Consider the following 23,683-nt stretch of genomic DNA (forward strand, 5'->3'; position numbering starts at 1 on the left):
TTTTATATTTCCCCTCGGCACGACACCCTCGCCCTGCCGGTCATCGGCCCGCTCCCCAGCTTCGCATTGCGCCTATGTTCTGAGCAGCAGGCTGCAATAACTTTGCTTTATGGCGTCCAACTTTCTTTAAAAAAATTGTGTTTAAAAATGTGGCTAGCTGTCTATACTAAGGCAATTCGTTTTGGCGTCCGCCGTAAACCATGAACTTTTTGTCTGCGGCGGGTTTAATAAGCGGCATCTCGAAGCCTTGGCGAGAGATATGAAAAGGGCCACAGAGCCTTGAGCATTATGCAGCCGCTCATCCAGTAAAGATGAGTCAGAAGACAAACATCCTTGGGAGGCATTAAATGATGGGAAAGACAATCAGATACGTCTATTGGGCCTGCATCGCAATGCTGTTGCTGAGCCCAGCGGCCTTTGCGCAGACTGTTACAGGATCGATCCGAGGCGCCGTTACCGATGAAGCTGGTTCGGTTATTCCCGGTGCGACTGTAACCGTTACAAACGCAGCCACCGGAGTCCACAGTACGACCATCACCAACGGTTCAGGGGAGTACTCAGTCAGATTTCTTCAGATCGGGCAGTACAAGCTGACAGTAGGAGCAGCCGGATTCGGGACACAGGAAGTAGGTCCGTTTTCGTTGGAAGTTGATCAGCTAGCCAAGATCGACGTTAAGCTCAAGGTCGGTGCTGCAACGACCACGGTCAATGTGTCGGCGGAAACATCGCCGATCCTGAATACCGAAAGCGCTACTCTGGGTGAAACCTTCACTGAAAACACAATCAATAGCGTTCCCTTGAACGGACGCGATTTTTCGCAGCTAACTGTCTATACGCCGGGAGCTGTTTCTACATCCTTCGGCTCCTATGGTGGCTCGAGCTCAGCGGAGCGTGATACTTCATCGGCGACCAGTCCGAATGTCAACGGTAATCGTCAGCAGTCAAATAACTATCTGCTGGACGGTCAGGAAATCAACGAGAACCTGAACAACCTGATTGGCTACAATCCGAGTCCAGATGCACTTGCGCAGATGCGCGTCATTACGTCGAATGCAAACGCCGAGTTTGGCAACGTCAACGGTGGCGAGATTCTGTTGGTTACCAAGAGCGGCGGAAACAAATTCCACGGAAGCGCTTTTGGTTTCCTCGAGAACTATAACCTCGATGCGAACAGCTGGACCAATGACAACAATCCTGTTCCTGTCCCAAAGAATCCCTTTACGCAGACAATCTTTGGTGGCACCATCGGCGGTCCCATCCTGCGTGACAGACTGTTCTTCTTTGCGGACTACGAAGGATATCGCTGGCACCAGGGCGGCCTGACAAACTACAGCGTTGCGCCCCTGGCATTTCGCAGCGGTGATCTCTCGGCTATTCAGGCTTTGAATATTCAGCTCTACGATACGCAGACAGTTGGACCCAATGGGCAGCCTGTTCCCTTCCAGAACAATCACATTCCGATATTGAATCCTGTAGCCCAGTATCTTTTTTCGAATCAAGCGGCTTATCCGCTCCCCAATAATCCGACCAGCGATCCGACGGGTGTCTTTAACAATTTCGTTGGACCGACGAACAGCTTTCAGCGGAACGATCAGGGGGATGTCCGGATTGACTGGAATCTTCATCAGTCTGACGTAATCTCAGGCCGCTACTCGCAGGGCTATGCACAGAACGGGCAGGTTACAGATCCACTGCCAGTAGAGTTTCCGTCTGCGTCCAACTATCCTGATCACTTCTTCAATCTCACCTGGACACACACCTTTAACCCATCCATTGTGAATATGGCGCGGGCATCCTATGGCCGCATCCGGTTTAACAGTGGCGTTTCCGTCGATCCCAGTGGAATTTTTGGACTGCTCGGTAATCAGAAAGTAGGTATTCCCAGCAAGGCGCAGCAGACTGCCGGCTTCAGTCTGCAGGCATTCAACGGAAGCGGTTCGGGGGCGGTGAGCAATTTCGGCGTTAACCCGACACCTGAGATATTCATCGACAATATCTTTGAATATGCTGACGATCTTACCGTCCAGCGAGGCCGCCATCTGATGAAGTTCGGTGGTGAGTTTATCCGCTACCAGCAGAACAGCTTCTATCCTGGAAACAACGGTGAACTAGGGCAGTTCATCTATAACGGCAGCTATACGAGCAATCCATCCATTGCACAAGGAGGTGCGCCAGGGTACTCCTTCGCTGACTTCCTTCTGAACCGATCGAACGATGTGGCGATTGGAAATGTGAATGGGCGTACCGGGCAGCGTCAATGGCGCGATGCGTTCTATGCGCAGGATGACTTCAAGGTGATGCCGAACCTGACCCTCAACCTTGGACTTCGCTACGAATATGACCAGCCAATCTATGAGGTCAATAACAAGCAGGCCAATCTGAACCTGGCTACCGGCGCGATCGAATATGCAGGAGTCGATGGGAATAGCCGTGCTCTGTACGATCCGGTCTACACCAACTTCATGCCTCGCATAGGTTTTGCATACCAGGTGAAGCCGCGGATTGTGATTCGTGGAGGGTTTGGCATAACCAATTACCTGGAAGGCACGGGAGCCAACCTTCGCCTGACTCAGAATCCACCCTTCCACACTGATTTCGAGCAGCAGGGGCAATCGCCAAGCGTCTCGAACGGGGTGTATTCACCAGGAACCTTCTACACGACGACCGCAGGATTTCCGACTACTGTCGTCCCCACAACAACCTTCTATGCGTGGAAGAAGAATCTGCGTCCCGCCTTCATCAGTGAGTACAGCTTGACGACGGAGTATGAGCTGACCTCGACCTCTTCGCTCACGGTTGGATACATCGGAGAGGGTGGGCATCACTTGACTGATCCACAGTTTGGCAACCAGTTGCTGGCGCCGGGAACTACTGCGCCGTACGCGAACGTTGTTGGACAGAATGGTGTAGTCAAGATAACCGCATCCGACTCTGCGATGAACTATAACGCGCTGCAGGCTATCTATCGTCAACGTTATAAGGCGGGACTTGAATTTACTGCGAACTATACTTACGCAAAGTCGTTGACGGATGATGTCGGCTACTACGGCGTGAGCAATATCCAGCAGCAGTTCTACCAGCAGAATGCTTACGACCTCCACTCTGAGTGGGGCCCAGCTGGCGAAGATGTTCGTCACGCATTGAGCGTAACGGGCGAGTATGATCTGCCCTTTGGCCATGGCATGAAGTATGGTGCAGGCTGGAACTACGCAGTTAACTCGGCACTTGGCGGCTGGAAGATCAGCGGATCCTCTGTGACCTACAGCGGCTTCCCGGTGACCATCACTTCTCCGGCAAATTATTCAAGCCAGGTCTTCGCTTATGGCGGCGCAGCCCGGCCTAACCAGTATCTCCCGCTTCAGATTCAGAACCGTTCGATCAACCACTGGTTCGGAACTGCGCCGGGCCTGACGGATGTGTGCGGACCTAACGGCTTCGACGGAACATGTATCTATGGCCAGCAGCCCAACAACACATTCGGCAATATGCGTCCCGGCAGTCTGCGCGCGCCGGACTTCAACAATATCGACATGGCAGTTGCCAAGTCGTTCCCGGTGTGGCGTGAAAATCGCTTCGATTTCCGGGCCGACTTCTTCAACGCCTTTAACATTGCCAGCTACGGAAACCCTGATAACGGAATCACCGATTCCAGCTTCGGACAAATTACTTCAACCCGCAGCACGGAACGACATATTCAGTTTGAGCTGAAGTACGCGTTCTGATCTGCAGCGACTACGAGGCCGCCTTGTAAGCGGCCTCGTAGTTATTCTCTAACTTGTAATAAGAGCTACGATAGTAGCCTCTGACCTGGAAGAACGAAGAGATTCACAACTCTTCCTGGTTCTCCTTGAAATGATCCGGAATTAACCTTCCCTGCAATTACGCTTGAGCGCTGTAAGGCTCTTCCGGCATGGCGGGGTTCCCGCTGAACATCCTGCTCATCACGCATTTCACTACCTCTGCTTTGGCGTCTTCAAGCGGCAGGGGCGGTATCACTGTGATGCCGGGCAGCAATTCGCTCAGCCTGATATAGGAATTCCGGTTGGCGTAGAGGAAATCGAGAGGGTATTCCGGTTTGCGGGCCCGTGCCTGCGCGGGGTCGGCGTCAAGTACGAAGCCGACTTGGGGCCTGGGCACCAGGCTCATCACCCTCCGCAGGTAGAAACGTGCCGCCGGATTTTTCAGATTCAGATTTGCGAGCTCATCGTAGATATAGCGATCGAAGATCACTACGTCGGCTTCAGATCGCAGCGCTTTGCCGCCAATCTTCCGCAAGGACATCGCGTCAACTACATAGATGGCGAGGCGCACCAGCGTCATCAAAGGTGAGCGGACATTCTTGTCGCGGCGCTCAATGGGCGCGTCGGGTGTGCCAACGCCCTTGTCACCCTTGAACAACTTGTGCCCGGCGCCTTCCCGAATCCGCTTCAGGCGTGCTACGTCATCCCAGAAGGTGATCAACTCAACCCGGAAACCGGACTGCTGCAGTTGACTGCGGAGATTTTCAATCTGGGTGCTTTTGCCTGCGCCATCGATGCCAGAAAAACTGACAAGAATGGTCTGCCGGCTCTTTGAACTGGCGCGCATGATTTCGTCTCAAACGATGAACTGCTGGTTTAGTTTGGCCTGCTGGGGCTGCCCATGGAGGCTGCGGTCACCGCACCAATTGCAATGGCTGCCCCTGCCAGGAGACCCACTCGGATGGCCCAGGAACGAACCCTTCTCTGCTTGGCGGGAGCGATGGCCGCTCCCGCTGGCCGGGATGCCGGGGCACCGTTGGGCTTTATGTAGGGAGCTACTGCAGTTCCCACGGGTGCTGGATTGGCATTCTGCTGATTGGCGGGCTCAGTCTGAGGCGAGGGAGCCTGCGGCTTCTCGTCTCCGGATTGAGCCGGAGTTGGAGTCGAACTGGTTGCTGGGGAGACCTGCTGCCCAGCAGCCATAGCGGGCTTGCCGGGATCTTGTGCATTGTTTTGCACCTGATTCTCAGTCTGCCCAGCATCTTGGGCTGCCTGCGGGGCTCGTGGCGTTGCGGCTGCGCCGAAAGGCACCATCAGCAGCATCGTCAGACTCAAAGCTACCTGCCGCTTCAGCCACGAATTCGCGACTCTCATTGCTTGCTCCCGAACCTGCTTATACTCAGCTCTTTCGATTGTACAAGTCGGTCAAGCCGCAAATTCGGAGTCCCCATTGACAGCTTCTGCACTGTTAATGGCTTCGACCTCAAAGGCCGGGGGAAGATTGTTGGCAGAACCCTGATGGAAGCTCTGTATGGCTCCGTCGGTGGTTGGGTATATCTCAAACAAGCGATTTGCTCCCATAAACCGAAGGGCTGCTTCTACATCCGAATTTACAGACGCGAGCCGGACGTCTCCATTGCGCTTCATGACCTCTTCCAGGCAGGCAAGGAGCAGGTTGATGGTCGCATTATCCAGCTCCTGCACCTTCGAGCAGTCCAACACAAAGCGGGGACGCTCACTCTCAAGATACTTCTGCAAGTCCTGCAGGAAGGCTCGCTCCTCGGCGGAGGTCACCTTCGCGGGTACATGATGTACCCTTACGGCACGCGTTCTTATCGTCATCAGCTTCATTCCTTTCACCCCCCAGAGAAATTACTTCATTGCCTACTGCAATTGATTCATGAATTTACGGATATTCTCCGCGTTTTCCAGGGCATTACCATAACTCTAGCGATTAAGCTTCCAAAGTTGCAACTCTCGGCCTTTACTCCCCGGAATTTTGCTAAGAACGCTCAAAGAGGCGCTCCAGTTCATCTTCTGCACTACGGGTTAGATGCCGAATAAGGTTTCGCGCATACCTGGTGAGAGTGAGAGGATTGGTTCTATACCAGCAACAGCGCGTCATTCTCGGCGACAATCCGCACACAAAGCGAAGACGATCCATTTTGTCCCCGAGCACAGCCGCGACTAAACGGTGGTTTCCATCGAGTATCGTCAACGGATCAGCCTGATTCTGGCCGATCAAAACTACCGCGCCCGGCATAGCATCGTTCTGAAGGAGCCGTTCCCGGATCGCGGCGATCTTTGCTACGAACGGATCGTCTGCTGCCTGCTCCTGTCTGCTTCGTATACGATCCACTACTTGTTTGATGGCAAAATTCGCCCTTGCGATTTTCAGCCATTGGGCCCGGGGAAATACGCGTATCTGCTCCAGGTCCGATGCCTGCACTTCTACCTCGAACCAATCGGTATCCAGAGGCAGCTCTTTCCACAGAGAGCGGTGACGCAGGAAGAGCAAGGCACGTCTCTTCGCATTCTCGCTATCGCTCTCAAGATTGGGTTCGCGGACGATGGTGTGAAGCACTTCGGAATATTCCCGATATGCCACATTCTCGAAATCGCTCTTCAGGAACTCTGCGATGACCTCATCCTCGGAAATGCGGCGGATGAAGCGGATTGAGCGTGAGTTTGGCTTGCCTGCTGCATTCGAATTGCGTACGGCATCGATGATTGCCGGTACGCCGACGAGAATCAGCAGGACAACCATGAGGACCAGTTGCACCATGATGACCTGTTGGAGGGAGTTATGGAACTTGCAGATGCCTGCGATCAGCACGCCGCTGAATGCCAGCTGAAGCCAGCTGGTATTGGCGATCTTGTATGACATCTCGTACGTGATGAAAACGACGCTCAGCGAATAGATAACGGTTGTGACGGCGTAGAGCGAGAGAAGATACGGAAATCCATAATGACCGGGCAGCTGAAAACCAGAACCGAAGAATGTTGCCCAGACCCATGCAGGGGTGATGCGCAGACCGATAGCCAATACGGAACCGATGCCCAGCACCAGCAGCAGTGAAGTTGAAATGAGTGAGAGATTCCTCTTTTCTCCCTCTCGCATTCCCGCTACAAGGGGGAACATACTATTCACGACTGCAGAAGAAAATCCGAAGATGACACGTCCGACCATGGCGACAGCAGCGTAGAGCCCCGCGGCTGTGGGCGAGAAAAAATGCTTCACAAGCACGATGTCGCAATTGTTGATGAGCACTTGCCCGGCGAAAAAAACCATCGCCTGGCCGACTTCAAGGAAGCCGCGTCTGAAGGTGACCGGGTTGGGGACGCGCGCAGCCAGGCGCGGCGCAATAGCTAAATAGGCTACCGCTATCGCTGCGGAGTTGGCTGCGATGACGCCTATGACTCCGAAGCCAAGCATAACCATGAGCAGCGATCCGACAAAGCGGACGGCTCCCTCAAGAACAAGATTGGTGGCTAGGCTGCGGAACCCATATGCGCCCTGGATGTATCCTCTGCGGCTGCCAAGAGGGACATAAAATGCAGCGCCAACAGCGAGAAGTACGACCAGCAGAGGGCTGGGGAGATTGAGATAATCGGTAAGGCCGCGCTGAAAGAGGAACAGGCCGAATGCGACCATCCCACCGCATGCCCATGCTGCGCGATGGAAGTCCCGATAAACTGCGCTTTTGTGTTCCTCTGAGTCCTGCTGTGCCACAACTTTCGCGGCAATGATCTGAAACGAGAGCGTCACCGCTGAAATAAGTGTCAGCAGTGTGTAAACAGCGGTAGCATGCCCAAAACCTTTAGGGCCAAGGAAGCGGGCGACCGCCACGTTATAGGCGAGGTTGATCGCAGTGGTCAGGCTTGAACCGGAGAGCAGCACAACGCTTCCCGACACAATACGAGCCTGTAATGTTTTTGTTTTATTACTGCTTAACACGTCCAAGGATCTCCAGCTCTCACCGATGCGCCCAGTTTGTTTAGCCACGCAGAGGTCAGCATGGGCAGCCGGATTCGCTCAGAGACACAGAAGATAGAAGATCTGTAGCGCGGCTCATATGAAAGGATGCAAGTCCAACTACTGTGGCTGCTTGTATTGGATAATAGTGCGGCCGTCGCGACAACCTGAACGATTCCGTTATGCTTCTAAGTGGTAACCCTATGTTAGTTCGTGCAAGCACTGCATTCCTCTCAATATTTCTGTTGTTCCACGGATGTTCCAGCCCATCGCAACCAGTCCAGTTGAAATATAAAGCGACAGGCGGATCACCGGAACTGCTGGCAGTCTACGAAGCGTGGTTCGGACAGCCCAACCACATGTCCGTTAGCTATTCGTCCCATGATCCCGAGGTCATCCGAAAGCAGATTCACAAAGCTAAAGAGATGGGAATCTCCGGTTTCGTGGTGGACTGGTTTGGAGATCGGTCGCCGTACATCGATCAGAACTACGCGCTCGTGCAGGGCCTTGCCGCGAAGAACAAGTTTCACGTGGCAATGATGTACGACGAGACCAGCCAGGAAGAAGGCGCGACAGATGAGGTGATCGCGGATTTCACGATGTTCCATGACACCTACCTCACGCCGAAGGCGCCTGGGCATGATGCATACCTTACCTACCAGGGCCGTCCCGTAATATTTATTTTTCCGAATGGCGGACATACGGATTGGAGCAAGGTTCGAAATGTGGTGAACAAGTGGAACCCCGCGCCGCTGCTGATCCAGGAAAACCTGCCGGGACAATATGCCGATGCCTTTGACGGATTCTATCCGTGGATCAATCCGGGGCCGAAAAAGTGGGCGCCTGACGGCAGCAACTGGGGAGATCAATACCTCACCGACTTTTATCAGACGATGGGGGCGAAATACCCTGACAAGATTATTGTCGGCGGAGCATGGGCACAGTTTGACGACAGCAAGGCGTCGTGGAGCCTGAACAGGCATATCTCGGCGCGCTGCGGGCAAACCTTCAAAGACACGTTCAGTCTCTGGAAGAAATTCTTTCCGGCAGATCAGATCATTCCCTTCATGCTGGTCGAGACCTGGAATGACTATGAAGAGGGATCTGCGATTGAACCGGGCATTCCTGCCTGTGGAGATCAGTCCCCGCCAAAATCCCTGAAGAAGCTGGAGAAGAGCGCGCCGACGGAGGCTTCCGCAGGCAAGTAGCAAGGAAGATTGGAATCGTTTCAGGCGCAGGCCTCGATTTTTTCGAGACCTGCGCTTTTTATTGATCCTCGGCTCTCTATACGAGGAGCTCCGCACGTGCGAGGGTGCACACGAAGGAGACAGCTCGCAGCAGGTGGAGATCATTTTGCTGCTGCCTGGAAGATACGCACGCTCCATCGCACATCGGAGGGTGTGAGTACGACGACATAGCGAGTCTCAATCCGTTTCGTCGCCAGGATCTTATCGTGATCGAGAACCTGCTCGTCATATCCGACGTTGTCGATCATCTGGATCGATAACCCTTCCGGCGAGTAGAACACGATCTGAAGATCATGCGTGCGGTCCTGGTAGCGGGTGTGAATTCCCAGCTTAGCCTGTTGATCGATGGTTGCTGCCAGCTTTTCGCGAGCAGTCCCGACGAAATCCGGACTCAGAAGTTCCGGCTGATTGAGATCGAACGCCGAGCGAAGACTCTTCCACGACTGGAGGTAGTCGCGAATGACCGCCGCCTCTGTCTGCTTCTCCAGCGGACGGGACCCCTGCAGCTCGGGTGGTTTCACCTGCACGGTCGGCTGATCTGCAAGGGCGGCCAGTGGGAGTGCAAGGGCGCAGCTCATGACCAGGATGCGCTTGATCATTTTCCTCCCCCCCATCGAATCTCATTGCCGGCCACAACGCCACTTGCGACGGATATTTTTGCTCCGGGATAAGCTGGCATATCGACACGCGCAATGCCCTGCTTGATTGGGACATCGACCGTGGATTGCTGGTCATTGTAGGTTTCGGTGAAGGTGACAATCGTGCCATCCGGGATGGGGTTGCCGCTGCAGTCGTGCACGGGCGCAGTCTGCACTGTCACCTTTCCATTATTGGGCCGCGCGGTAATCGTGAGCCCGCATGGATCCCCGGGGACCTGGTCAATGACTCGCGTGCTCGACACTCCTGCGATGCGCGCCACGAACTTGGCCGGGCCTTCTTTTGCCGCTGAATCCATCGTGGTCCATGCCACGCCATTCCGCGTGGTGATGGTATGTGACTGCATGGTGCCGGAAGCGTTGGCCAGCTCGAGAGAAACCGGCAGCGGCGTGGTGATCAGGTTGTGGTAGGTATCAAAGACGTATACCGCGCCGCTGATTCCTCCGCGGATGCCGACAGGCAGGCGAGAGGGCTTCGCCAGAAAGCCCAGCGTCTCAGGCTGAGGCGCTGGCGAGACGTAGAACCCGGCAGATTCCGTGGAGGCGCCGTTCACCAGGATGGCCAGATATTCGCCGGCGTTGTAGAGCGCTCCAGCGGGAAACATGGTCGCTTCCCCCATCTGCACATCCCGCCGGATTGCCTGCCCCTGCCCGACGATATACAAAACGGCTTTGCCACTCCCGGCGGTCGGGATGGAAAAGGCGCTTCCGGCGGTGACGCTCGGAGGCAGGCTCATGTGAACGCTCTGCGCTGGCGCCATGGAGACGGCAGCCAGCGCGAGCCCGATCAGCAACGATGGATATCTCCGCCTCACAGAGAGCTCCCCGAACTGTAGGTCGCTACCACTGTTCGCTGATTCGTGATCTTTTTCGCAAGGTCCTCAGGAATCGCAATGTGGAAGGCGACCGGCGTCTGCGGCTGGAGCGCACGATCGATGTATTGACCGCCGACCCAGACCAGCTGCCCATTTTTGTCGTAGAAGGTGGAGAGCACGTGCGCAATATTGACGACCTGCCCGCTCTGGTTGGAGAGCTGGCCGGTGAGTGAAGCGCCGGGAGCAGGATTGAATTTTTGATCCTGCACCTCGATCACGGGGTCTGCCGATGCAGAGACGAGGACCGAGAGAGGCTGCATGCGAATGCTGCCAACCTGCGACAGATCCACATCAGGGAATCGAATGACAAAGGGAGTGACCTGCTTGGGCAGGAGCGTGTGCGAGATCATGTCGAAGCTACCTTCACTCGCGAGGGGAGAGCCATTCTTCGCAAGCAGCGTAGCCCGAACCGACACGAAGGCCGGCACGACATCTTCATTCAGGAGCTCGCCCATGACGACGACGCCCTCAGCGCGGTTCACGGGATGCATGTCGATGATGCGTACATGCGGAGCCTCCACATCCTGCGATCCCCAGTCGTCGCCTGCGCCGCGATAGATCACGTCCCAGCGCAGATAGTTCACCGGGATCACTTGCGGGGGCACGTGCTGCTCCTTGACCAGGGGCCAATCCACGGCCCAGTGATCGCCGCTCTTGACCACGCGCAGGTCGCGCGTGTCTTGAAAGGTGCCGACTACCGTCGACCACCGCAGCTTCATTCTCATCTCGGCATCGGTCGCGGACTGGTGGAGCGGCTGCACTTCAAAGCTGTCCAGGGTTGCATAGGTCCGAAGGCTGAGCGCGTATCCCGTCAGATCGTGGAGGAATTCCGGCTCAGTGAATTCGGCCTTGTTGGAGAGGCTTTCGTAAGCTTTTTCCCAGGCGAGCAGACGAATCTGAGTCCCAAGATTTTCCACCGCTTCTTCAGGAGTAGACGATGGACGCAGCAGGCCTTCTTTTCCTCCACCCGCATAAAAGACTGCAGCCTTGACGGGCCACACTGTACCGACAGCCACGAGTACGACGGTGGCAGCGGCAAGAACCAGAGCGAGAAGATTTCCCTTGTTCACGAGATCATCCTCCCCGAGTTGAGATCTTCAGGCGTGGTAGATGGATCCTCATCCTGCCAGCCTCGTCTCCGCTTTTCCGGGATGAGCACAACCAGGATTGCGAGGAGGCTGCTGCCGAAGGGGAGCGTGCCCCACATGACGCCCTGCCAGTGAGGTGGCATCTGCGATGCGTTCATCGGGGTGGCCGGGGGTACGCCATCTTTGCCCCATACGGTGATGGTCTTGTCATCGAGTTCGTCTACCTTGCGCCAGCCGGCAAAGTACAGAAGCGGCTCATAGTAGGGATCGCGGACGATTACCCACTTCAACCCATAGCGGTCGGAGTGAGCCAGCATTGCGCGGAGCGAGTCGAGACCCGGCTTGGCGAAGTATTTGGCGCTGGTGAGCGCGGCTCCGCCATAGCGGGTAAGCTCCGGGAGCATGCGCGAGGAGTTGGATTCGCCATCGACGCTGCTTGCATCTGTCATGATCGCCAGGCGGGATAGCTTGTTGCCGAATCCCAGGGTGATGTAGCGGTAATTGTCGTGGCCGTCGCGATTGAGCCACTGGGCAACAGAGTCCACTTTGAAGTTGGCAGCGTCGGCCGGGCGAAAGGTGGACCACGCAACGGCGAGCGCGCAGGAGAGAGACGCCAGCAGTGTCAGCGGCACGATGGCCCGCATCCGGAAACGATCGACAAGCTCCGCGACGAGCAGGCCAAGGATTGGCAACGCGAGGAGAGTCGCCCAGTAACTGAAGCGCTCAAAGGTCAGAACTTCAAAGGCGCGGCCCAGGAGCACGCGGGCAACGGGCGTTGTGCCGCCGAGGCCGATCATGAAGGTGACCCAGAAGCCCAGCAGAAGCGGACGAAGCCGGACCACCTTGGCTCCACGCAGGATGATGAAGGGCAGAGCAAGAATCAGAGCGCCGTAGGGAACGATGAAGTAGTTCACGCCCCATTGCGGGCTGAGGATGTAATTCGCGCGGCTGGGGTGAGGAATGGGAGTCTGCGTGATTGGGTAGCGGATCAGGCCGATCCAGAACGGCAGCAGAACGACGGCAATCGCGGCGCCCACCAGCAGCACGATCATGACGGTGCGCATCACCAGCGCTGAGGCAGAGGAGTTCTCATCATCTTTGCGATCCATGAGCGCCAGCACGATGACGGGCAGGGCAAACAGCATGGAGCCGAAGATCAGCGTCGCATGGTGCGCTGCGGCAGCGGCTGTAAACAGGACAACGGCCTTGAGAAACGAGCGCCATTTGCCGTAGCGGATCCAATCGTAAAAATAGGGGAGCGCGTTGAGGTAGATCGGGGCGGCTGCGGTGGTGCTGAGCTGGCCGGCTGAATAGACGAGGAAGCACTCCGAGCTGAGGAGAACACTTGCGAGGGCGGCGAAGGAGGCAGCGCGCGGGCTCACCCACAGCATCGAGAAGCGGTAAACGCCTACGACCAGAAGCAGAATCGCGGCGAACTGCACCGCCATGTAAGCCATATTCAGACCGAGAACCCAGGAGACGATGGCGACCCATTGCTGCGGCAGCGGCGGATAGGTGGTCTGAGAGAAGCCTGCAAACCATTTCGCGTTCCACGGATTGAACCAGTGATGAACGTAATGGGAGGCAAAAAAGATATGAAAGTTTGTATCGTACGACTTTAACGGTAGCTGCATAAGAAGCAGCGGCAGATGTACCCCGACCGCCGCCAAGAGGATGAAGCTCAAAGGGATCGGTCGTGAAGCTGTAGCAACTGACTCAAATTTGCGCAAAGTGCCCTCTTGAAAAGACCTGTGATTCTAAAACTGCCGAGGCTGGTTGTCTCTAGTAACTCTACAGGCTAGTGGCCTTGGTAACTTTCCCAGATCACGCAATTGCGTAAAATGGAGGTCTTAGGCAATGAAGACTCAGACCGTAGATATCCTAGGCACGTATGCGGCCAACTCGTCTGGAGCTCTCTGCATCGGAAAGCAATACATTTCTATCGATCGCTACCTGCGTTCTTTAAATTGAAGTACCTCGGTTTTTTTAGTGGATATGTTGGTGGTTCCTTTTGAATGTTAGATTTGGCCGTTTGAAAATTGTATGTGCGATTGCGTTCATGGCGTTTACGAGCCATGGATATTCGCAGACCTACCAGGTAGGTTCTGGCCCGGATGCGAAGCCTGAGAACCAAGCTGCTCATCCGCAATCGGCGGAGCCGCAGCTGGGCTGGGGATCAAACATTCAGAACGCCCGCCTCGCTCGAGCCGCGCAACTTGCGCTGCAGCAGGGAGATCGCGCGCTCGCGCTCAATTATGCGCAACGCGCTGCACAGTCTGCTCCCAACGATCCTCAGCTCTGGTTTCTGCTCGGATACGCGGCCCGGCTTGATGGTAGATATAACCAGTCCATCGACGCCTATAAGAAAGGACTGGGGTTGAATCCGGGCTCGCTCGATGGGCTTTCCGGGCTGGCGCAGACCTACAGCTTTGTAGGCCGGAATGATGAAGCAGAGCGCCTGTTGAAGCAGGTTATCGCCTCTGATCCGAGACGAAAGGACGATCTGGCGGTTCTCGGGGACCTTTATATGCGTGCCGGTGACTATACGAACGCGCTGACGTGGCTGGGCAAGGCAGAACGGATGCAGCCGGACGCGCGTACTGAGCTGTTGATGGCGCTTTGTTATCAGCATCTTGGCCAGATGCCCCAGGCCAGCCGTTATCTCGAGCTGGCAAAGCGCCGCGCGCCGAACAATCCGGATATCGAGCGGTCGCTGGCGGCATTTTACCGGGACACGGGGGAGTATTCGAAGGCGATCGATGAGTTGAAGGCGATTCGCAACCCCAGGCCGGACGTGGTGGCCGAACTCGCGTACACCTATGGGCTCGATGGCAAGCCGGAAGATTCGGCTCGACTCTACAGCCAGGCTGCCAATGCGCAGCCCCATGACCTGGGTTTGCAGCTGTCAGCGGCGCAGGCGCAGGTGGGGGTCGGTTCCTTTGAGCATGCGGAGGAGTTTCTGAAGCGTGCGGCTCAGTTGGACCCCAATTTCTACAGGTTGCACGCCATCCGCGGAGAGATTGCGCAGATGCAGGATCGGGACAGCGACGCCGTGCGGGAGTATAGCGAAGCCGTGGCGCACCTGCCTGCCACCCCTGCGGAAGGGCCGCTCTACGGGATTCAGCTGCATATGAACCTGGAGGCCCTTTATCGGAACCTGAACGAGACAGAGCAGGCTCATGCCCAGCTGCAGATCGCTCAGAGCCAGATCGCTCCCATGGACGAGCGCGGGGCTGACCGGGCAATGTTTCTGCGCCTGAGAGCCCTGATCAGGATGAGTGCCGGGCAGCTCGACAGCGCTCTGAATGACATGAATGAGTCGCTGGCGCTGACTCCCCATGACCCCAACAGTCTCCAGATAGATGGAGATCTGTTGATGAAGATGGGGCGTACTCAGGATGCGATAGCCGCGTACAGGAAAATTCTCACCATCGATCCCCGGAGCCGCTTTGCACTCACGTCTCTTGGGTATGCCTCGCGCGCAGCGGGGAATGACCGCGATGCGGAAAAGTACTTTGAGCAGCTCGCGCACGATTATCCGTCCCTGTATGTGCCCTATCTTGCACTTGGCGACTTATACACAGCCCGCGGCGAGTATAGGAAGGCGCAGGCATCTTATTCCAAAGGGTATGCGGTTGCTCCGCAGAATGCCTTGATCGTGGCTGGAGGCATGAATGCTGCAATCGAGGCGCATAACCTGCCGCTGGCTGGCAACTGGTTGCAGCGCGTCACGGACAATATGGATGCGACTCCACAGGTGTTGAGAGAGAAGGAGCGGTATTTCAGCTTCAAGGGCGACAGCCAGCAGTCTGCCTCCATCGGCCGCGAAGCCATTAAGGTGATGCCGCGGGATCGCGATGTTGTTGTGTATCTCGGATACGACCTGCTGCACCTTGAGCAGTACAGCGAATTGCTGGCGCTGACCAAGAAGTACATGGATGTCTTCCCTAAAGATCCTGATATTCCACTGCTTGCCGGCTATGTGTACAAGCATGACGGACAGCTGCAACAAGCGGTGCAGAGTTTTACCGAGGCGTTGAATCGAGCTCCCGATACGGTTACGGCGTATGTCAATCGTGGGTTCGTGCGGAATGACCTTCACCAGCCAGAGCTGGCTGCGGAGGATTTTAACCAGTCCCTCAAGCGCGAGCCAGGGAATGGAGAAGCCCACCTGGGACTGGCATTTGCCGAGCTGAACCTGCATCATCCAGAGGCAGCGATCCGCCAGACCCAGCTTTCAGAGAAGGTGCTCGGCGATTCAGAGGTGATCCACATCATCCGGGCCACAGCCTATGGCCGCCAGGGGCTGCTGAGCAAGTCGGAGATGGAATACCGGGCTGCGCTCAAGTTTGATCCGAAGGACGGGTCACTCTACATGGCCCTGGGCAACATCTACTTTGCGCAGCGGCACTATCACGACGCGGTGGTGGAGTTGCAGACGGCTAAAAAGCTGCTGCCTGCGGATGCTTCGATTTACGCGCTGATGGCGCGTGCCTATGCGAATCTGCAGGATCGCGAGCAAGCGCTCGAAAACATTCGACTCGCGGAGGAGTATGCGGGACGGAAGTCCAGCTCTCCAACGGATACGGCCTCGCAGCGAGGCGCCATCAGCGATATTTACGTTTCCACGGGTGAGGCGCTGAGTACGCTGGGCGATCAGAAAGGGGCGATGGAGCGATTCAGCAAGGCGCTAACTGCGCCGGATAGCAACCGTATGGGGGTACGACTTGCCATTGCCGGGTTGATGGCAGAGCAAGGTCACTCCGCCGATGCGGAGCGGCAGATCGCTCTGGCGCAGATGGAAGTTGAGGCCGGAGATACTGCGGCGCCGACCGGTGACCAGTACATCGAAGCAGCGAACATTTTCCAGCAGATACACGAATACCAACTGTCGCAAACTTACCTGCAGCGCGCGAAGGCCGCGGGTGCTTCAGACATAGGCGTGCGTGTGGCTCTGGCCAATAGCTACCTTGCTCTGGGTCAGACGTCGCGAGCCTCAGAGGAACTGGCGGCTGTGAGCCAGACGGAGAATAAGGGATCGAACTACCAGTATCTGCTCGCCGAAGCGGCGGTATATCAGCAACAGCATCGCGGTACGCAGGCGCTTTCCACCTTCGCCGCAGCGGCCAGCGCCTCGGGCGAAGACCAGACGGCAGAGCAGGATATGCTGCAGGCAGGCGCCAGTGAGGGATACAGAATCAATCCCACGGTGAGCATTCTTTCGAATCTGACGTCGCAGCCGCTCTTCGAGGACAGCACGGTCTATGTTCTGGACGCAAAGACATTCGGCAGGAATCCTGCGGCTTCCGGTCCGACCATCAATACGGCTGAACTTCCACTTCCGCGCTACACCATCGAAACGGATTGGACGAATGCCTATCATCTGCATCTGGGCTCGTTGCCGACCACGGGTGGTTTCTTCCAGCTGAGGAATGCTCGCGGACTTATCTCCGTTCCTGCAACCGCTGTAAGCGGACCCGGCGGAGTGGTGACGGGGGGAATCGTGAAGCGCAACACCACCGACTACACGATGAACTATGGTGTGGACCCCACGGTTCACCTGGGCGGCAATGTGGTGACGTTCAATGCCGGAGTGCAGGGAACGATTCGTCGTGATTCGATTTCGCCGCAGCAGATGAATCAGAATCTGTTCCGCGTTTTCACCTACATGACCACCAGTTCTTTTTTCAATGCGGTTTCGATGGATGGCTTTTTCGCCCGCGAGATCGGACCCTTTACTGAACTTCCTATCAACGAGCGCGCTCTCATTGGAGGCATCGACTTCCGTGTCGGATCTCCGTGGGGAAAGACAGCGCTGGTGACGGGCTGGGGTTCCAACGACCAGGTGTTCACGTCGAAGACACTGGGAAATACGGAGAACTATTACACGTCCACCTATATCGGGCTCACACACCGCTTCGGCACGCGCCTCAACGCCGAGGTGATCGCAGAGGATCTGCGTACGTGGCGAGTCGTGCCGTATGTCACGCTCCCTGCACCAGGCCTTCCAGCGGCGCCTCCCATTATCCATTCCGGAATTTCGCAAGGCCTGCGGCCAGCCGCAACGATTGACTTCTCGCCAACGCGAAATCTGGACATCCAGGCTACCTCCGCTTACGAGAGAGCTCAGGGCTTTCATGTCTATGACATGACGCAGAATGGATTCGCAGTTTCCTACACCCGACCTTTCGGTCGCACTTTTAACGATGAGACAGGTGAGGTTCACCTGAAATATCCGATCCGTATTTCAGCGGGCGTCCAAGAGGAAACTTTTCCCAATTTTGCGTACGGGCGAAACCAGGTGTTTCGACCCTATGTCAGCATCAATATTTTTTAAGGCGGGGCAAGATGAAGATTTGTCTGGTGGCGGCGTTTCCTCCCAGTAAGAGGCAGTTGAATGAATACTCGTTCCACATTGCCCGCGAAATTCAACGGCACAAGGATGTTGAGCTGATCATCCTGGCCGATGAGCTGGAAGAGTATGAATTCGCCGTGGAGATGGAGGAGGACGATCCTTCTAAGAAGAAGCGGCTGGCGGAATTGCCGGGTTTCAATGTAGTTCGCTGCTGGAAATTCGGGAGCCTCACGACTCCAATGCGGCTGCTCAACACGATCCGCCGGTTGAATCCTGACGTGGTGTGGTTCAACCTGGTGTTCTCCAGCTTCGGAGCGCCCAGCAGCCCTTTCGCCGCCTTTGCAGGCTTATCCGTGCCAGCGCTCACGCGGGCTGCAGGGTTTTATACGCACATTACGCTGCACCATATTGTGGAGCATGTGGATCTCGCGGGTACAGGAGTGCGTCGCGAGAAGATCTATCGCATAGGCACCAATCTGGCTACGCGTGCGCTTCTCAAGGCTCACTCTGTATCGGTGCTGCTCTCGGCCTATCGACGCACGCTGATGTCAAAATACTCGGCGCAGAACATCCTGGTAGGCACCCACGGTACCTTCACCACGATTCCGAGCAGGCCTGACTTCACCAAGCGCGGCAATCCTGAGCTCCGCATCCTGGCGTTTGGAAACTGGGGTACTTATAAGCGTCTAGAAACGCTGATGGAGGCGTTCCCTGCGGTATTGAAAAACATCCCGAATGCACGGCTGATTGTTGCCGGCGGAAATCACCCGGCGGCGGCAGGCTACTGGGAGTCGGTCAGGGATGCACAGCCGGCGGGGCTGCCAATTGAGTTTCGTGGCTACATTCATCAAAAGGACGTTCCGGAGCTTTTCCGGACGAGTTCTGTTCTCGTGATGCCGTACGACTCATCGACTGGTTCGAGTGGCCCTGCACACCAGGCATGTGAATACGGAGTTCCGATCGTTTGTGCCGACATTCCGGACTTCCGATGTATGGCCACAGATGATGACATGGCCATCAATTTCTATAAGGTCGGAGATGCTAAGGAGCTTGCAGAGAAGCTCACCGATCTCCTTCGGTCCCCTGACCTCCAGCGGGAAATGTCAGAGCATAACTACGAGGCCGGAGTGCAGATGATGATGGCCACCGTAGCGCGCAACTATCTGCGCTGGTTTGAACTCCATAAGTTCAAGCGCACCATGGCCGAGGGAGAAGCGCTTGCCCAGCGCCAGCAGCGTGGAATGCGCTCCTGGTTCTCCCGGGCCGGTAAAGTATCTTCGGGCTGGACTTTGGACGCAGATTTGCTACCGCATAATCCGGATGGCAATGCCGTTGGTGAGGAAGTCGACCCTACCCAGCCGGAACCTCCGCCCGCTCGCCTGACTAGCAAGTCATCCTCTTTGCGCAAGCCCTGCGCCGAGCACGGGAAGGCAGAGAAGGACGGGTATGACGCAACGGGGTTAGAGAGCGCTGGATAGGCAAATTGTTGGATATCTGTTGGAAAAGAAAAACCAATTCACCGGACGCACGGCAATCATGTCCGACAACGACTGGAAGGAAGATCAAGATGTTTTCGTTGCTTGTTGACAGATTAAGTTCGCGTATATCCGGGGCGGTGGCGCTTTTCGCCTGCCTGCCGGTGCTTCTGGTATTTGCCGGATGCGGAGTCTCGCCTCATCCGACGCCGCCGCCCACGCCTGGTCCAACGCCGACGGTCACGATCGCAGCCAGTCCTGCCGCCATTACCGTAGGGGCATCTTCGTCGTTGACGATTTCGGCGACCAATGCCACGGGTGTTACGGTGACGGGAACCGATGGCAGCAGCTACACGCTGCAGCCGACGGGAGGAACGCAGGCCGTTACCCCTACCGCGACGGTTACCTACACTGCGACGGCGACAGGAGCTGGCGGTAAGGCAACCGCAACGACAACTGTCACGGTGAATCCGGCTCCCGCAGCGGCTCCGACCGTGAGCATTACGGCAACGCCCTCATCGGTGGTTTTGGGGACTTCCTCCGTGCTAAACGTGATCACGGGGAACGCGACCCAGGTCACGGTGACGGGCAGTGACGGCAGCAGCTATACGCTGCAGCCGACCGGCGGAACCCAGGCGGTAACTCCGACGGCGACCACGACCTATAAGGCGACCGCGACGGGAGCGGGTGGAACCGCATCAGCCACGGTGACTGTTACGGTGACCGCACCCCCGGTAGGGCCGCCCGCGCCGACCGTTACGATCAATGCAAATCCCACTTCGATTACTGCAGACACTTCGTCGCTGCTCACCGTAGTTGCGACGAATGCAACCCAGGTGACGGTGACGGGCAGCGACGGCAAAACCTATACTCTTGCGGCGAATGGCGGGACGCAGGCAGTCAGTCCACCCGCAGCGAGAACGACGACTACGACCTACACGTACACCGCCACGGCGATCGGTCCAGGTGGAACGGTTACGGCAACGGCCACCGTGAAGGTGACTCCGAACCCGCCGCCGACGGTCACGATCAGCGCCAGCCCCTCTTCGATCGTCGCGGGCAATTCGTCCACGCTGACGGTTGCTACCTCCTACGCAACACAGGTGACGATCACCGGGAATGACGGTACTAATTACGTTCTGCCTTCGAGCAGTGGAAGCTATACAGTCAAGCCGACTGCAACGACGACCTATACTGCCACGGCCACTGGGCCGGGTGGCACCACCGCCGCAAATGTGAATGTGACGGTGACCCCGAATCCGCCACCTACGGTCAGCATTACTGCGAATCCAACCTCGATAATTGCGGGGAATTCTTCCACGCTGGCAGTGACTGCGACGGATGCGACGCAGGTTACGGTCGCGGGAACCGATGGCAGCAGCAAAACACTTGCGTCCACCGGCGGCAGTCTGACGGTGAGCCCGACCTCATCGACGGGATACACAGCCACCGCCAACGGCCCGGGCGGAAATGTTACGGCAACTGTCACCGTGGATGTGCAGCCTCCGGGCAGCATTCAGTCTGTGAATCATGTGATCTTCATGCTGCAGGAAAACCATACCTTCGATAACTACTTCGGCATGCTGAATCCCTATCGCCAAAAGAATGGCTGGAATATCGGCGCGGACGGAAAGACCTATAACGTGGATGGAATCGACGACAAGCTGACCACGATCAGCAATGACAGCGATGAAGGCACAGCCTATTCACTTTTCAAATTCACCAGCAGTTGCATTGATGATGAGACCTCGTCCTGGCTGGAGAGCTACGGCGATGTCAATCGCTATGACTTCAGCACTACCCGTCAGATCAAGATGGACGGCTTTGTGCACACTGCTGAGAACTACGCGAAAAACTGTTTGGCTGGATACACCAAATGCGCGGGTACAATCAACGGCACTCCTCCCACGGGCAGGCGAGCTATGGGGTATTACGACGAGAATTTCCTCAACTACTACTACTACATGGCATCGCAGTTCGCGGTTTCTGATCGCTGGTTTTCGCCGATCTCCAGCAAGAGTATCGATAACCGGATTGCTGCCTTTACCGGAGGAACAACGCAAGGCCTGGTCTTCGATCCGGGCAATGATGACGGTCTAAAATCACAGCTCGATATCCCGACTATCTTTCAGGAGCTGGATCAGGCGAAGGTGTCGTGGAAGATTTATTACACGGTTACGCAGGGCGCATGTCTGGATGAGTCCACTTGCGGAGGCGGGCCAGCGGCTGCTTATCCCGCAACGAACTTCTCGAGCTTGAGCTACTCCTATCAGTATTTGTATATCCCACCATCGGGAACGGCATGTGCTGCGCCTACGCAGCCCTCGAGTGTCGTGGGCGATAGCACGAATTCCTTCTGCATCGATCCGGACCACATCGCACCCCTGGCTCAATACTACAAGGATCTGCAGAACGGTACGCTGCCGAGCTTTGCCTTCATTGAAGCGGGATATGGCATCAATGACGAGCACCCTGGATCCGGCCAGTCGATCCTTGCGGGGCAGGCACAAGTGGCAAAAGTGGTGAACGCGTTTATGTCCAGTTCGGCGTGGAAAGATTCGGTCTTCTTTCTTTCCTACGATGAAGGTGGCGGTCCCTATGACCATGTGCCGCCGGTGCCGAACCACTCGAACGACTATACGGACGCGACTGTTGGCAGCGTGTCAGCATCACAAATTCCGGATATCTCTACGATCGCTGTGAATCCGGACAGTTATAACCCATGCCTGCCGCCAACGCCAGGGACTCCAACTGTGCATTGCGATCTGGTCGCCCCCAATGATCCGGGATCCACTCCAACGGATGCTGCGGCTAATCCGAGTAATCTGCCTTCTGGTAGAGGATTTTCTGCACAGCTTGGGTTCAGGTTGCCCAACATGATCATCTCTCCCTTCACGCGAAAGCACTATGTTTCGCATGCTCCGATGGATCATACGGCGGTCCTCAAGTTCGTTGAGAATCGCTTCATTGGCCCTTCGGCGCACCTGACGGCCAGAGATGCTGTGCAGCCGGATCTGCTGAACATCTTCGACTTCACTAATGTTCCGTGGGCTACGCCGCCTACGCCGCCGATTCCTGTCTCAGATCCATCCTCCTGCACTCCTGCGAACTACGGGCCGTAGGAGGATGAGGGGATGGAGGGGGACTTTGTAGCTGGGTTGGTTTGAAGCGTGGTCGAGAGTGGTGTTCTGATTCTCGCTTGCGGGAAGAGTAGAGATACTTAAGAGGAGCAGTTCGCCGAAGGACGGCGTTCTGCTCCTCTTTGTTTTTGGGACTATTCCACGAAGCACAGCAAGAGGGAGTGGTTTGCCGTTGAACAAAACAGGCCGCGATTGCTGAAGCTTCCTACTCGAGAGTGATGTCGCTCGCCACGTACCGTGATCCATCGAAGCTTGTGGTCACCTTCACGTGGGATCCCTGATGAAGCTTGGAACTGACGGGAAACCTGGAAGGATCGAACGAGACCTGATAGCTCTGGCTGTCTGTGGGATCTACCAGCACCAATCGCCCGGTATGCGTATCAAGAAACGATATGTTGCCACTGAAGATGAAGGTGGCGCCCGGAACAGCCAGGATATTTACGTGGGTAGCTATGCCCTTTCCTTTGCTGCCGGACTCAAAGGTTACGTCGACCAGGGAGCCGTGCGCGAGATCAGATACTCCGCCCTGCTGCGCGGCGAAGCCATTCTGACCGATACGGACGACGGGCGTGCCTGCGGGCACGCGGAGGGTGATAGGTTCCTGCGACTGGGCCGCGCGGACTGTCAACTCAGTGGTCTGCGGGTTATAGCTGAGAACCTGTCCCTGACACTCGCCTTGAGGAAGGTGTGACAGCATGTGGATTCTCAGCGCGAAGACCTTGGTGCCATCGAGTGTGGTCTCAACGGATGCATGATTGTCCGCGTGCAAATTCCGCACGGGGATGCGCGTCCCGTTGCGATAGATCTGCGTGCGCTCATCATAGAGGACCTTGATGGACCCGCCGCCGAAGACCTGTAATGTAAATTGATCGCGCACCGGATCGACATTGCGAATCTCACCACCGATCACAGTGCTTTTGCCGGGAGGCAGTGGCGGGAGGGCTGCCGGAGCACTTGCTGAAGGGAGTGGCGCCTGCTCAGGCGTTTGTGCCTGAAGCGAAGATGGGGTTACCGCCACGATGCTGAGCATGACAACCGGAAATAGACGGACCATTCTGTCATCTTACGGTATATCATTAGTACAATCTGGCCAAATTGTGAGACAACAACCTCGCTGGCCGCGTATCAATC

The 23,683-nt window shown here is 56.3% G+C and carries 14 protein-coding genes; 5 read left to right on the forward strand and 9 right to left on the reverse strand.

All coding sequences use genetic code 11. The features are described from left to right. Positions 1 to 347: 347 nt before the first annotated feature. Entirely contained in the window at positions 348 to 3,722 is a 3,375-nt protein-coding gene (locus C7378_RS11350) for a TonB-dependent receptor (protein WP_131996471.1), read from the forward strand. Positions 3,723 to 3,879: 157 nt separating this feature from the next. Here C7378_RS11350 and C7378_RS11355 read toward each other — a convergent pair whose 3' ends face one another. The 4 genes from C7378_RS11355 to C7378_RS11370 form a co-directional block, all read right to left on the reverse strand. Then, the gene (locus tag C7378_RS11355) at positions 3,880 to 4,587 is read right to left on the reverse strand and encodes a dTMP kinase (protein WP_165876766.1); all 708 of its coding nucleotides are present in this window, start codon (positions 4,585 to 4,587) and stop codon (positions 3,880 to 3,882) included. 29 nt (positions 4,588 to 4,616) lie between these two features. Continuing rightward, positions 4,617 to 5,114 carry a hypothetical protein gene (locus C7378_RS11360; protein WP_131996474.1) on the reverse strand — a complete coding sequence of 166 codons (498 nt, stop codon included), beginning with the start codon at positions 5,112 to 5,114 and terminating at the stop codon, positions 4,617 to 4,619. A 51-nt stretch (positions 5,115 to 5,165) separates the two neighbouring features. Further along, on the reverse strand, positions 5,166 to 5,582 hold the full coding sequence (locus tag C7378_RS11365; protein WP_165876767.1) for an STAS domain-containing protein: 417 nt from the start codon (positions 5,580 to 5,582) through the stop codon (positions 5,166 to 5,168). A gap of 160 nt (positions 5,583 to 5,742) precedes the next feature. Continuing rightward, a complete protein-coding gene (locus tag C7378_RS11370) occupies positions 5,743 to 7,656 on the reverse strand; it encodes a lipopolysaccharide biosynthesis protein (protein WP_243648202.1) in 1,914 nt (637 codons plus the stop codon). A 344-nt stretch (positions 7,657 to 8,000) separates the two neighbouring features. On the opposite strand from C7378_RS11370, the gene C7378_RS11375 reads away from it, so the two are divergent. Then, positions 8,001 to 8,924, forward strand: a complete 924-nt coding sequence (locus C7378_RS11375; protein WP_243648203.1) for a glycoside hydrolase family 71/99 protein — start codon at positions 8,001 to 8,003, stop codon at positions 8,922 to 8,924. 140 nt (positions 8,925 to 9,064) lie between these two features. Here the strand turns inward: C7378_RS11375 and C7378_RS11380 are convergent, their stop codons facing one another. Genes C7378_RS11380 through C7378_RS11395 form a run of 4 tightly spaced genes read right to left on the reverse strand, consistent with a single transcriptional unit; the run spans position 9,065 to position 13,216 of the window. Next, positions 9,065 to 9,562 (reverse strand): hypothetical protein, encoded by a 498-nt coding sequence (locus C7378_RS11380; RefSeq protein WP_131996483.1) that lies wholly within the window; start codon positions 9,560 to 9,562, stop codon positions 9,065 to 9,067. Further along, complete coding sequence (locus tag C7378_RS11385) at positions 9,559 to 10,413, reverse strand: hypothetical protein (RefSeq protein WP_243648204.1); 855 nt, start codon at positions 10,411 to 10,413, stop codon at positions 9,559 to 9,561. Before C7378_RS11385 ends, C7378_RS11380 begins: the two co-directional genes overlap by 4 nt. A gap of 17 nt (positions 10,414 to 10,430) precedes the next feature. After that, a complete protein-coding gene (locus C7378_RS11390; protein WP_131996486.1) occupies positions 10,431 to 11,564 on the reverse strand; it encodes a hypothetical protein in 1,134 nt (377 codons plus the stop codon). Next, entirely contained in the window at positions 11,561 to 13,216 is a 1,656-nt protein-coding gene (locus C7378_RS11395; protein ID WP_243648205.1) for a hypothetical protein, read from the reverse strand. Before C7378_RS11395 ends, C7378_RS11390 begins: the two co-directional genes overlap by 4 nt. 398 nt (positions 13,217 to 13,614) lie before the next feature. On the opposite strand from C7378_RS11395, the gene C7378_RS11400 reads away from it, so the two are divergent. From C7378_RS11400 to C7378_RS11410, 3 genes are all read left to right on the forward strand, one after another. After that, positions 13,615 to 17,919: a tetratricopeptide repeat protein gene (locus tag C7378_RS11400; protein ID WP_243648206.1), complete on the forward strand. Its 4,305-nt coding sequence runs from the start codon at positions 13,615 to 13,617 to the stop codon at positions 17,917 to 17,919. A gap of 11 nt (positions 17,920 to 17,930) precedes the next feature. Continuing rightward, complete coding sequence (locus C7378_RS11405) at positions 17,931 to 19,415, forward strand: glycosyltransferase (protein ID WP_131996492.1); 1,485 nt, start codon at positions 17,931 to 17,933, stop codon at positions 19,413 to 19,415. 89 nt (positions 19,416 to 19,504) lie between these two features. After that, positions 19,505 to 22,534 carry an alkaline phosphatase family protein gene (locus tag C7378_RS11410; RefSeq protein WP_131996495.1) on the forward strand — a complete coding sequence of 1,010 codons (3,030 nt, stop codon included), beginning with the start codon at positions 19,505 to 19,507 and terminating at the stop codon, positions 22,532 to 22,534. A 223-nt stretch (positions 22,535 to 22,757) separates the two neighbouring features. Here C7378_RS11410 and C7378_RS11415 read toward each other — a convergent pair whose 3' ends face one another. Then, on the reverse strand, positions 22,758 to 23,606 hold the full coding sequence (locus C7378_RS11415) for a hypothetical protein (RefSeq protein ID WP_131996498.1): 849 nt from the start codon (positions 23,604 to 23,606) through the stop codon (positions 22,758 to 22,760). Between the last annotated feature and the right edge of the window lie 77 nt (positions 23,607 to 23,683).

The organism is Acidipila rosea (genome assembly GCF_004339725.1).
Classification (GTDB): Bacteria; Acidobacteriota; Terriglobia; order Terriglobales; family Acidobacteriaceae; genus Acidipila; species Acidipila rosea.

What these genes read in the sequence shown, in the direction of transcription:
- C7378_RS11355 (WP_165876766.1), bottom strand. Translation starts at nt 4,587, where the DNA reads ATGCGCGCCAGTTCAAAGAGCCGGCAGACCATTCTTGTCAGTTTTTCT.
- C7378_RS11405 (WP_131996492.1), top strand. Translation starts at nt 17,931, where the DNA reads ATGAAGATTTGTCTGGTGGCGGCGTTTCCTCCCAGTAAGAGGCAGTTG.
- C7378_RS11410 (WP_131996495.1), top strand. Translation starts at nt 19,505, where the DNA reads ATGTTTTCGTTGCTTGTTGACAGATTAAGTTCGCGTATATCCGGGGCG.
- C7378_RS11380 (WP_131996483.1), bottom strand. Translation starts at nt 9,562, where the DNA reads ATGATCAAGCGCATCCTGGTCATGAGCTGCGCCCTTGCACTCCCACTG.
- C7378_RS11365 (WP_165876767.1), bottom strand. Translation starts at nt 5,582, where the DNA reads ATGACGATAAGAACGCGTGCCGTAAGGGTACATCATGTACCCGCGAAG.
- C7378_RS11360 (WP_131996474.1), bottom strand. Translation starts at nt 5,114, where the DNA reads ATGAGAGTCGCGAATTCGTGGCTGAAGCGGCAGGTAGCTTTGAGTCTG.
- C7378_RS11415 (WP_131996498.1), bottom strand. Translation starts at nt 23,606, where the DNA reads ATGGTCCGTCTATTTCCGGTTGTCATGCTCAGCATCGTGGCGGTAACC.
- C7378_RS11350 (WP_131996471.1), top strand. Translation starts at nt 348, where the DNA reads ATGATGGGAAAGACAATCAGATACGTCTATTGGGCCTGCATCGCAATG.
- C7378_RS11395 (WP_243648205.1), bottom strand. Translation starts at nt 13,216, where the DNA reads ATGCAGCTACCGTTAAAGTCGTACGATACAAACTTTCATATCTTTTTT.